General features: G+C 70.7%; 10 protein-coding genes, 1 tRNA gene and 5 pseudogenes. 10 read left to right on the plus strand and 6 right to left on the minus strand.

The window, feature by feature from the left end; all coding sequences use genetic code 11:
- On the plus strand, positions 1–795 hold a 795-nt coding region (locus AC2W7M_RS12050; protein ID WP_486132572.1), incomplete at its 5' end, for a DUF1513 domain-containing protein.
- Here AC2W7M_RS12050 and AC2W7M_RS12055 read toward each other — a convergent pair.
- Positions 698–1,132 carry an acyl-CoA thioesterase gene (locus tag AC2W7M_RS12055; RefSeq protein WP_486132573.1) on the minus strand — a complete coding sequence of 145 codons (435 nt, stop codon included), beginning with the start codon at positions 1,130–1,132 and terminating at the stop codon, positions 698–700. The two genes, AC2W7M_RS12050 and AC2W7M_RS12055, sit on opposite strands and share 98 nt — an antisense overlap.
- A gap of 299 nt (positions 1,133–1,431) precedes the next feature.
- Between AC2W7M_RS12055 and rplU the strand changes: the two are divergent.
- The 7 genes and pseudogenes from rplU to AC2W7M_RS12090 form a co-directional block, all read left to right on the plus strand.
- A pseudogene (gene rplU, locus AC2W7M_RS12060) lies at positions 1,432–1,728 on the plus strand (50S ribosomal protein L21); the annotation flags it as partial.
- Between the two features lie 89 nt (positions 1,729–1,817).
- Positions 1,818–2,090 (plus strand): 50S ribosomal protein L27, encoded by a 273-nt coding sequence (gene rpmA / locus AC2W7M_RS12065; RefSeq protein ID WP_394017881.1) that lies wholly within the window; start codon positions 1,818–1,820, stop codon positions 2,088–2,090.
- Positions 2,091–2,249: 159 nt separating this feature from the next.
- Positions 2,250–2,876 (plus strand): GNAT family N-acetyltransferase, encoded by a 627-nt coding sequence (locus tag AC2W7M_RS12070; protein ID WP_121621679.1) that lies wholly within the window; start codon positions 2,250–2,252, stop codon positions 2,874–2,876.
- A gap of 93 nt (positions 2,877–2,969) precedes the next feature.
- A pseudogene (locus AC2W7M_RS12075) lies at positions 2,970–3,733 on the plus strand (ComF family protein).
- Positions 3,734–3,797: 64 nt separating this feature from the next.
- On the plus strand, positions 3,798–4,055 hold the full coding sequence (gene grxC, locus AC2W7M_RS12080; RefSeq protein ID WP_486132574.1) for a glutaredoxin 3: 258 nt from the start codon (positions 3,798–3,800) through the stop codon (positions 4,053–4,055).
- 175 nt (positions 4,056–4,230) lie between these two features.
- Positions 4,231–5,066: pseudogene (locus AC2W7M_RS12085) on the plus strand (carbon-nitrogen hydrolase family protein).
- Positions 5,063–5,557: a DUF1178 family protein gene (locus AC2W7M_RS12090; RefSeq protein WP_486132575.1), complete on the plus strand. Its 495-nt coding sequence runs from the start codon at positions 5,063–5,065 to the stop codon at positions 5,555–5,557. Before AC2W7M_RS12085 ends, AC2W7M_RS12090 begins: the two are co-directional and overlap by 4 nt.
- Positions 5,558–5,570: 13 nt before the next feature.
- Here the strand turns inward: AC2W7M_RS12090 and ubiG are convergent.
- Positions 5,571–6,312: pseudogene (gene ubiG, locus AC2W7M_RS12095) on the minus strand (bifunctional 2-polyprenyl-6-hydroxyphenol methylase/3-demethylubiquinol 3-O-methyltransferase UbiG).
- A 140-nt stretch (positions 6,313–6,452) separates the two neighbouring features.
- On the opposite strand from ubiG, the gene AC2W7M_RS12100 reads away from it, so the two are divergent.
- Positions 6,453–6,527, plus strand: a tRNA-Val gene (locus AC2W7M_RS12100).
- A 183-nt stretch (positions 6,528–6,710) separates the two neighbouring features.
- The gene (gene hemH / locus AC2W7M_RS12105) at positions 6,711–7,772 is read left to right on the plus strand and encodes a ferrochelatase (protein ID WP_486132576.1); all 1,062 of its coding nucleotides are present in this window, start codon (positions 6,711–6,713) and stop codon (positions 7,770–7,772) included.
- 67 nt (positions 7,773–7,839) lie between these two features.
- On the opposite strand, the gene AC2W7M_RS12110 is transcribed toward hemH, so the two are convergent.
- From AC2W7M_RS12110 to trpS, 4 genes and pseudogenes are all read right to left on the minus strand, one after another.
- The gene (locus AC2W7M_RS12110; RefSeq protein ID WP_486132578.1) at positions 7,840–8,718 is read right to left on the minus strand and encodes a methylated-DNA--[protein]-cysteine S-methyltransferase; all 879 of its coding nucleotides are present in this window, start codon (positions 8,716–8,718) and stop codon (positions 7,840–7,842) included.
- A gap of 127 nt (positions 8,719–8,845) precedes the next feature.
- Complete coding sequence (locus AC2W7M_RS12115; protein WP_486132579.1) at positions 8,846–8,992, minus strand: hypothetical protein; 147 nt, start codon at positions 8,990–8,992, stop codon at positions 8,846–8,848.
- Positions 8,993–9,022: 30 nt separating this feature from the next.
- Positions 9,023–9,516 (minus strand): annotated as a pseudogene (gene bluB / locus AC2W7M_RS12120) (5,6-dimethylbenzimidazole synthase); the annotation flags it as partial.
- 19 nt (positions 9,517–9,535) lie between these two features.
- Entirely contained in the window at positions 9,536–10,573 is a 1,038-nt protein-coding gene (gene trpS, locus AC2W7M_RS12125) for a tryptophan--tRNA ligase (RefSeq protein WP_486132577.1), read from the minus strand.
- Positions 10,574–10,725: the final 152 nt, after the last annotated feature.

A 10,725-nucleotide genomic window follows, 5' to 3' on the forward strand; every position in this document is an offset into this window, starting at 1 on the left:
CCGGCGGGCGGCGCGGTGCCCACCATGGGGCGCGGTGTGGTCGCCGTGCGGCGGGCCGGATGCCGGGCTTCGAGATCGGTCGCCGAATGGGCGAGCGGCGGCGACGGCCCGCACGATCTGATGCGCTCCGGCGCGGCGCTGGTGATCGCCAATGGCGGCTTCGAGCCCAACACGCCCGAGGCGCGCGACGCCGAGGCGACCGGTTCGAGCATCACCCTGCTTCATCCCGTCACCGGCGCCGCGATGGGCGAGGGCCGGCTCTCCGCCGATCTCGCCAGCCTGTCCCTGCGCCATCTCGACCGGGACGGGCGCGGCGGCACCGTGGTGGCGGCGCAGGATCTGCTGAAGGATGGGGTGGCGCGCCCGCTATTGTTCTCCATCGCCGCTTCGGGAGCGGTGACGCCGTTCGATGCGCCCGAGAACGAATGGCGCGCGCTGCGCGGCTATGTGGGCTCGGTGGCCTATGACCGCTCGGGCCGCTTCGTCGCCTGCGCCAGCCCGCGCGGCGGCCGGGTGTCGGTGTGGCAGGCGGACGGGCGCTATCTCGGCTTCGTGCCGCTGAACGACGGCTGCGGCCTCGCGGCGGGGCCGGAGGCCGGCACCTTCGTCGCCACCTCGGGCTATGGCGAGGTGGTGCGCATCGCCGCCGCGCGCGATGGCGTCGCCATCACCGCGCGGCGCACCCGGCGGTCCCGCGCTACGACCAACCACATGGTGGCGCTCCGGCTGAGGCATGCTCACGCCGCCGGCGGCAAGGGCGCGGGCGGCCGCTCTCGTCGATGGCGACGAAGGTGAACACCGCCTCCGTCACCTTCATGGTCTCCTCGCTCGCGCGGGCGCGCCGCCAGGCCTCCACCTCGATGCGCAGCGACGTGCGGCCCTCCTTCACGATGTCGGCGAACAGGCTCACCTCGTCGCCCACCGCCACGGGGGAGATGAAGCTCATGGCCTCCACCGCCACCGTCGCGGTGCGCCCCCGCGCCCGGCGGGCGGCCACGTTGCCGGCGGCGAGGTCCATCTGCGACATCAGCCAGCCGCCGAAGATGTCGCCGTTGGGGTTGGTGTCGGCCGGCATGGCGATGGTGCGGATCACCGGGATGCCGGCGGGCATCGTCGATTCCTTGTCGTGCATTCAGGCTCTCCAGAACTGGGGGCACGGGACTTGGGTGGAACGGGCGGACTTCGGGTGGACCTCGTGGGGACCGGGCTGCGGCTGGACTTCGGCAGGTTTGACGGCGGCGGTCCCGCCGAATTAGACACATTCGCGCCGCCGCACAGCGGAAAATCGCGCCCGCGCCGTGCTTGCATTGCCTTCCGGCGCCATTTCGGCTAAGGAGCGCCCTTCGCGTGGGCGCTTGCGCCCGCATCCCTGAAATTTCCGACCGGAAGAAGCCCGCCCTTCGAGGCGCGGCGGAACAGAGCGAGACAAGAATGTTCGCGGTCATCAAGACGGGCGGCAAGCAGTACCGCGTCGCCGCCAACGACGTCATCACGGTAGACAAGATCGAGGCCGAGGCCGGCGCCTCCGTCACCTTCCCCGTCCTCATGCTCGGCGGCGAGAGCGTCGTCGTCGGTGCGCCTCTGGTGGACGGCGCCGCCGTGACCGCCGAGGTGGTGGAGCAGGGCCGGGGCGACAAGGTGATCGCCTTCAAGAAGCGCCGCCGGCAGAATTCGCGCCGCAAGCGCGGCTTCCGCGCCGAGCTGACCACCGTGCGCATCACCGAGATCCGCGGCGCCTGAGCCGCATCTTTTCCCCAGAGGCCGCGCCGGCCCATCGGCCGCGGACGAGGCCTGAAAACGAGACTTAGGAGAGCAAGATGGCTCATAAAAAGGCAGGCGGCTCCTCGCGCAACGGTCGCGATTCCGAGAGCAAGCGCCTCGGCGTCAAGCGCTTCGGCGGCCAGGACGTGATCGCCGGCAACATCATCGTGCGCCAGCGCGGCACCAAGTGGCATCCCGGCCTCAATGTGGGCATGGGCCGCGACCATACTCTGTTCGCTCTGGTTCAAGGCAAGGTCGAGTTCCGCACCAAATCCAACGACCGAACCTACGTATCCGTCATTCCCGCCGCCGCCGAGGCGGCCGAGTAAGCGGCGAGACCTGAAAATGCAGGGTCCCGCCGGTGTCGTCGAACCGGGGGGAGCCTGACCCGGACCGCGCATCGCGCAACTGGGCTCCCGAAAGACCGGGGAGGCGGCACGCCTTCCCGGTCTTTCGTTTTGTCGCACCGACGTCGACAGGAGCCCGCCATGACGACCATCGAGACCACGCCCGGAGCACCGCTCGCGGAAAGCTGTATCCCCGTCCTCGAGACCGAGCGGCTGGTGCTCCGCGCCCCGCGCATCGAGGACGTCGCCGCCGTGGCCGAGCTTGCCAACAACCGCAAGATCGCGGAGATGACCGCGAACCTGCCCTATCCCTACCGCGCCTCCGACGCCCGCGCCTTCGTCGAGACGCTCGGCGCCGCCCCGGATGCCGCCACCTTCGCCGTGTTCCTGAAGCGGGAGGGCGATCTCGCCTTCGCCGGCATGTGCTCCTTCGGCCGGCGCCCGCCCGAGCCCGCCCCGGAGATCGGCTACTGGATCGGCGAACCCTTCTGGGGCCTCGGCATCGCCACCGAGGCGGTGCGCGCCGTGATCGACTACGCCTTTTCCGAGACCCCCACCGAGCAGCTCATCGGCGCCGCGCGGGTGGTCAATCCCGCCTCGCGCCGGGTGCTGGAGAAGTGCGGCTTCCAGTGGTCCGGCGTCGGCCTGTGCCGGGTGAAGGCGCTCGGCGCCTCGGTGCCGGTGGACCGGTTCCAGCTCGACCGGCGCATCTGGGCCTCGATCCGCGCCTGGGGCGCGGCTGCCCTGCCGCAGCACCGCGCCCATTGAGGCGGCGCGGAAGCCGGCGCCCCGGCTTCCGCCTGCCCCGCGTCTTTACAGCCGCCGCGTTTCCACCCATGGTTGTCGCGGGAGGGGGCGGCCATGGACCTGTCGCCGTCGCAATTCGCACGCGCCGCCGGGGCCTTGCGCCGGCTGGGGGACGGGCTGCTCGGGCTCGCTCTGCCGCCTACCTGCATCTCCTGCGGCGCCGTCACCGGCGCCGCCAATGGGCTGTGCGGCGCCTGCTGGGGCACCATGGCGTTTGTCACCCGCCCCTATTGCGAGCGCACCGGCGCCCCCTTCGCCTATGATGCCGGCGCCACCCTCTCCGCCGCCGCCGCTCCGACCCGCCTGCCTTCGACCGGGCCCGGGCGGCGGTGCTGTTCGAGGGTGTTGCCCGCGACCTGGTTCACAACCTCAAATATGCCGACCGCCTCGATCTGGCGCGGCCCATGGCCCGGCTCATGCGGCAGGCGGGAAGCGAGCTTCTGGCGGGCGCGCAGATGCTGGTGCCGGTGCCGCTGCACCCGCTCCGGCTGTGGCGGCGGCGCTTCAACCAGGCGGCGCTGCTGGCGCGGCACATCGCCCGCGACAGCGGCGTTTCGGCCCGGGTCGACGTGCTCGAGCGCACCCGCCGCACGCCCTCCCAGACGGCGCTCTCGCGGACGCAGCGGCGCGCCAATGTGGCGGGCGCCTTTGCCGTTCGACGCACCGCAGCATCCGCGGTCGCCGGCGCGCGGGTGGTGATCATCGATGACGTCTACACGACGGGAGCGACGCTGGACGCCTGCGCCCAGGCGCTCCGCCGTGCCGGCGCCGCGCGTGTGGACGCTCTGACCTTCGCACGGGTTGTGGAAACAACCTGAATCCCTATGATGCGACGCTTTCGTGACGGCATTCGCCCGTCATCGCGAGACCCCTGTGCACCCCATGAAACCCATCGTCATCTACACCAAGAGCTACTGCCCCTATTGCCATGCGGCAAAGGAGCTGTTGCGCCGCAAAGGCTGGACCTTCACCGAGATCGACGTCACCACCGACGCCGAAGGCCAGCAGGAGATGAGCCGCCGCGCGAGTGGACGCACCACCGTGCCGCAGATCTTCATCGGCGACACCCATGTGGGCGGCTGCGACGACCTCTACGCGCTCGAAGAGGCCGGCAAGCTCGACCCGCTGATGGCCGCCTGAGCGCCGACCGCGTCGCGACAGCCTGCGGTGCCGTGACACGGTCCGCCGACATGGGCTAGTCATGGGGGGACACGCCCGGGGCGGCTGCGGCCGGCGCGGGCGCCCTGCCCATCGAGAGATCGCTCAATGACCTCTTCCGAAACGCCGCCCACCCCTGCGCGTGGGCCTGGTGCAGATGCGCTCCGGCCGCGAGGCCGGCGCCAACCTCGAGGCCGCGCGCGCTCTGGTGCGCGAGGCGGCCCGGGCCGGCGCGCAATATGTCCAGACGCCCGAGACCACCAATCTGATGGAGCTCGACCGCGCGCTGCTGTTCGACAAGCTCGCCGCGGAGGAGGACGACATCACGCTCGCCGCCTTGCGCGAAACCGCGCGCGAGCTGAAGATCCACCTGCATATCGGCTCGCTGGCGCTCAAGGTGTCGGAGAACCGGGCCGTCAACCGCGCCTTCCTGATCGACCCCGCGGGCGAGATCACCGCGCGCTACGACAAGATCCACATGTTCGACGTGGACCTCGGCCATGGCGAGAGCTACCGCGAATCGACGGCCTACCGGCCCGGCGAGCGCGCGGTGCTGGCCGAGGTGGGAGCGGTGCCGCTCGGGCTCACCATCTGCTACGACCTGCGCTTTCCCGCGCTCTACCGGGCACTCGCCGAGGCGGGCGCCAAGGTGCTCACGGTGCCGGCGCCTTCACGCGGCCGACCGGCGAGGCCCATTGGCAGGTGCTGCTGCGCGCCCGCGCCATCGAGAACGGCGCCTATGTGCTCGCCGCTGCCCAGGGCGGGCGCCACGAGAACGGGCGCGAGACCTACGGCCATTCGCTGATCGTCGATCCCTGGGGCCGGGTGATCGCCGAGGGCGGCACAGACCCGGGCGTCATCCTGGCCGAGATCGACCTCGCCGAGGTCGCCTCGGCCCGCGCCCGCATTCCCTCGCTCACCCATGGGCGGCGCTTCGAGGTCGCCGGGCCGGGACAGGCCGGGCACCTGCATGTGGTCGGGACCTCGTCGTGATCCGCTACACCCTGAACTGCGCCTGCGGCCACGCCTTCGAGAGCTGGTTCCCCTCCTCCCAAAGCTATGACAGCCAGCGCGCCCGCGGGCTCGTGACCTGCCCCAGCTGCAACGCCACCACGGTGGAGAAGGCGGTGATGGCGCCCTCGGTCGCCCGCACCGACAAAGGCGAGCGCGCCGCGCCTGCCTTGGCTGAGCCGGACCGCGAGGGCGGAACGCCCACGGCGCCAGCGGCGCCGACGGCACCGATGGCGCTCATGGGCCGGCCGGAGGGCGAACTTGCCGATCTGCTGCGGCGGCTGCGCGACCACGTGGTCTCCAACGCCGATTATGTGGGCCCGGACTTCGCCGACCTCGCCCGCAAGATGCACGAAGGCGAGCTGGAGCACCGCTCCATCTATGGCGAGGCGACCCAGGACGAGGTGAAGGCCCTGCGCGAGGACGAGGTGGAGGTGTTTCCTCTGCCGGTCCTGCCGGAGGACCGGAACTGAGCGGGCGTTCCGGTCAGCCCCGCTCGGCGACCATGAAATAGTTCACGTCCATGTCGGACGACAGGCGGAAGGCGCTCTTCAGCGGGTCGTAGACCATGCCGGCCTTCTCGCTCACCGCGAAGCCGGCGCCGGCCAGCGTCGCCTCCAGCTCGTCCGGGGTGATGAACTTCTCCCAGCGGTGCGTGCCGGGCGGCAGCCAGCGCAGCACGTATTCCGCTCCCACGATGGCGAGGGCGAAGCTCTTCGGCGTGCGGTTCAGGGTCGAGAGCACCAGCGCGCCGCCCGCCGCCACCAGCGCCCCGGCGGTGCGCACGAACAGGCCCACGTCCGCCACGTGCTCCACCACCTCCAGCGCCACCACCGCGTCGAAGCGCGCGCCGCGCGCCAGAAGCTCCTCGGCGGTCACCGGGAAATATTCGACGTCGAGCCCCGCCTCGGCGGCGTGCGCGCGGGCCACGTCCACATTGCCGGGCGCGGGATCGATGCCCGTCACCTGGGGCGCCCATCCGGGCGAGCGGCTCACTCAGGAGCCCGCCGCCGCAGCCGATGTCCAGCACCGAGAGCCCCTTCAGGGGCCGCAGCGCGCGCGGATCGCGGCCGAAGCGGCGCACCAGCGCGTCGCGCAGGAAGGCGAGGCGTGCCGGGTTCATGGCGTGCAGCGGCGCCATCTTGCCCTTCTCGTCCCACCACTGCGCCCCGAGCGCATCGAAGCGGGCGACCTCGGCGGGATCGACGGTCGGCTGGGGGTTCGACATGGCGGGCCTCCTTGCGGCCAAAGCAATACGCCCCGGCGCCGCCGGGGGCAAACCGGCGGCGCGCCGGCCATCCACCGCGGTCTGAATTCCCCGCCTTGCCTCCGGCGAAAGGAGCCGATATAGAGGCCGCTCCTGCGGAGGGGCGCGTAGCTCAGCGGGAGAGCACTACGTTGACATCGTAGGGGTCACAGGTTCGATCCCTGTCGCGCCCACCATCCCTCACCCCGTTCGCTGCCGGCAAGACCAGCCCCTTTCCCGGGGCCGCGCTTCGGCCTGCGGCAACGGCGCGCGCATCCGGCTGCCGCCGGCTTGCGTATCAGCTCCGAGCGCCCCGCCGCATTGACGCACCCATCCCCTTGCCCCAATGGGGGTAGCCCCGCTTGGCCGAGGTGAGACGAATGACCACGAGCCCGCACGCCTTCACGCCCGACACCTCCCCTTTCCCCAAGGACCATCCGAAGGTGGCCTTCGGCCGCATCGGCGTTCTGATCGTCAATCTCGGCACGCCGGAGGGCACGGACTACTGGTCCATGCGCGCCTATCTGAAGGAGTTCCTCTCCGACCGGCGGGTGATCGAGGTGAACCGCATCGTGTGGTGGTTCGTGCTGAACGCCATCGTGCTCACCAAGCGCCCCGGCCCCAAGGGCAAGGACTATGCGAGCATCTGGAACAATGAGCGCAACGAAGGCCCGCTGAAGACCATCACCCGCGACCAGGCCGAGAAGCTCGCCGCGCACCTTTCCACCCGCGATCCGCGCATCGTCGTCGACTGGGCCATGCGCTACGGCAAGCCGCCCATCGCCGAGCGCATCGCGGCGCTCCAGGCGCAGGGCTGCGAGCGCATCCTGATCGTGCCGCTCTATCCGCAATATTCGGCTGCGACTACGGCCACGGTCTGCGACAAGGCGTTCGATGCGCTCAAAGCCATGCGCTGGCAGCCCATCATCCGCGTCGCCCCGCCCTGGCACGACGATCCGGTCTATATCGACCAGGTGGCGGCCTCGCTGGAGCAGCACCTCGCCGCGCTCGATTTCGAGCCGGAGGTGATCCTCGCCTCGTTCCACGGCGTGCCGAAATCCTATCTGCTGAAGGGCGACCCCTATCACTGCCAGTGCGCCAAGACGGCGCGCCTGCTGCGCGATCGCCTCGGCATGAGCGAGGAGAAGCTGCGCCTCACCTTCCAGTCCCGCTTCGGCACCGAGGAATGGCTCCAGCCTTATACCGACATGACCGTGAAGGCGCTGGCCGAGAGCGGCGTGAAGCGGCTCGCCATCTTCAATCCCGGCTTCGTGGCGGACTGCCTGGAGACGCTGGAGGAGATCGGCGGCGAGAACAAAGAGATCTTCCTGCACCACGGCGGCGAGCACTTCGCCGCCATCCCCTGCCTCAACGCCACGCCCGAGGGCATGCGGGTGCTGGAGGCGGTGGTGGAGCGGGAGCTCAAGGGGTGGGTGGGGTAGCAGGCGCCAACTTCGCACGCGGACGGGCTGCGCGCTGAAAGGCGCCGACCCGTGCCCGGCCCTTCCCTCATCCCGCCTTCGGCTCCAGCTTGCCGGCTTCCCAGCCCAGTATGGCGCGCTTGCGGGTGAGACCCCAGTGATAGCCGGTGAGGTCGCCGCTCTTGCCCAGCACGCGGTGGCACGGCACCACGAAGGAGATGGGGTTCTTGCCCACCGCCGCGCCCACCGCCCGCGCCGCCTTGGGGCGGCCCACGTGCTCGGCTATGGACGAATAGGTGGTGGCGCGGCCCATGGGGATGCGCAGCAGCGTCTCCCACACCCGGATCTCGAAATCCGTGCCGATGAAGACGATGCGCAGCGGCTGGTCGTCCCGGCAGGCTCCGGCCGAGAATATGCGCGCCACCAGCGGCGCGGTGGCGGCCGGGTCCTCGGCGAAGGCGGCGTTGGGCCAGCGGGCGCGCATGTCGGCGAGCGCCGCCGCCTCCTCCCCCGCATCGGCGAAGGCGAGACCGCACAGGCCGCGCGGCGTCGCCATGGCCAGCGCCATGCCGAACGGCGAGGGATGGAAGCCGTAGCGGATGAGGAGGCCGGCGCCGCCGGTCTTCCACTCGCCCGGCGACATGGCCTCGTGCACCACGAACAGGTCGTGCAGCCGCCCGGGGCCGGACAGGCCCAACTCCAGCGCCGCGTCGAGCACGTTCGAGCTTTCGGCGACGATGCGCCGGGCGCGGTCGAGCGTCACCGCCTGCAGGAACGCCTTGGGCGTGAGCCCGCACCAGCGGCGGAACAGGTCCGTGAGGGCGCGCGCGGAAACGCCGGCGGCGAGCGCGATCTCCTCCACCTCCGGCTGGCGGCGCACATGCAGCGAAATATAGGCCACCGCCCGGCGCACCACGTCATAATCGCTGGCGGCGATCTCCAGCGGGGTCGCGGGGGTCGCGGTCATGAGGCGGCGCGCGGCCGGCGAGGACGAAAGCGGGGCATCGAGCGCCAGCACAAGGCATCTCCCTTCAAGCGAGCTTGGCGCATTCCAGCAGAGCCGGCAATCACCGCCCACCCGATTTCGCCGGTGCTCATCGCCCGCTTTGCCACGGCGCACCGAAGCGCTCGGCGAACACCAGCGAGTCGAGCGGCAGCCGCTCGCGCCAGCCGGCGCGCTCCAGATCCGGCGTGCCGGCGAAGCGGGAGACGCGGCCGATGCACAACAGCGCCACCGGCAAAATGTGCTCCGGAATGCCGAGGATCGCCCTCAGATCGTCGAGCGACAGGATCGAGACCCAACCGACGCCCAGATTCTCCGCCCGCGCCGCGAGCCAGATGTTCTCGACCGCGCAGACGGTGGAATAGACATCCACCTCGCTCTGGTGGGTGCGCCCCAGCACCACCGGGCCGGCCGCCCCCGCTCGCAGGTGACGCACAGCAGCAGCGGCGCCTCCCGCAGCCCTTCAAGCTTCAGCGATCGGTAGAGGTCGGCCCGCGCGCCGTCGAACAGGGCCGCCGCCTCGGCATTGGCGCGGGTGAAGGCGGCATGGAGCGCCTCCTTGGTTTCCTTCTGCCGCACCAGGATGAAGTTCCAGGGCTGGAGAAAGCCCACCGAGGGCGCGGCATGGCCGGCGGCGAGCAGGCGCGCGACCACGGCGTCCGGGATCGCGTCCGGCAGGAACTCCCGGCGCACGTCGCGCCGGCTCTCGATGCAGCGGTAGACCGCGGCGCGCTCCGCGTCGGTGAAGGCGTCGTCGTCCATGCCCCCTCCCGCGGAATGCTCAGGACCGCACGAGGCCCACGATATCCTTCACCTGGCGGATCGTCTCGTCGGCGATCACCCGCGCGCGGCCGGCGCCGTCGGCGAGGATGGCGTCGATGGCGGAGAGGTCGCCCATCAGGCGCTGCATCTCGGCGCCGATGGGCCCGAGCTTCGCCACCGCGAGGTCCACCAGCGCGCCCTTGAAGGTGGAGAACTGGGCGTTGCCGTAGTCCGCCAGAACCTGACCCTTCGAGGTGTCGGCGAGGGCGGCGAAGATGCCCACCAGATTGTCCGCCTCCGGCCGGCCCTTCAGGCCCTCTTCCTCGGAGGGGAGCGGCTCGGGATCGGTCTTGGCGCGGCGCACCTTGGTGGCGATGGCGTCGGCGTCGTCCGTGAGGTTGATGCGGGAGAAGTCCGAGGCGTCCGACTTCGACATCTTCTTCGCCCCGTCGCGCAGGCTCATGACCCGCGTCGCGGGACCGGCGATCAGCGGCTCGGTCAGCGGGAAGTAGCCCTCGCCATGGCCGTTGGCGGCGATCGAGGCCGAGAAGTCGTTGTTGAACTTCATGGCGATGTCGCGGGTCAGCTCCAGATGCTGCTTCTGGTCCTCGCCCACCGGCACATGGGTGGCGCGGTAGAGCAGGATGTCGGCGGCCATGAGGTTCGGATAGGCGAACAGGCCCACCGAGGCGTTCTCGCGGTCCTTGCCCGCCTTCTCCTTGAACTGCGTCATGCGGTTCAGCCAGCCCATGCGGGCGACGCAGTTGAAGATCCAGGCGAGCTCGGCATGGCCGGAGACCTGGCTCTGGTTGAACACGATATGCGCCTTGGGATCGATGCCGCAGGCGATGAAGGCGGCCGTCACCTCGCGGATGTGGCGGCGCAGTTCCTCGGGGTCCTGCCAGACCGTGATGGCGTGCAGGTCGACGACGCAATAGATGCAGTCGTGGGTGTTCTGCAGCTCCACGAAACGCTTGATGGCGCCGAGATAATTGCCGAGATGCAGGTTGCCCGTGGGCTGCACGCCGGAGAACACCCGCTCAACCACCGCCGCCATGGCGACCTCCTCGATGGCGGCACACCGCCTCAGAACCGTTCGCCCCGGCGGGGCGTGGCGCGTCATAGAACGCCGGTGGCGCCCGGCGCAAGGCGGGGCGGCGGCGCCTGGGCTTCAGGCGGGCGGGCGCCGCTTCAGGAAAGCGCGCAGCG

The organism is Xanthobacter sp. BG11Y11_SDJG (assembly GCF_057364445.1).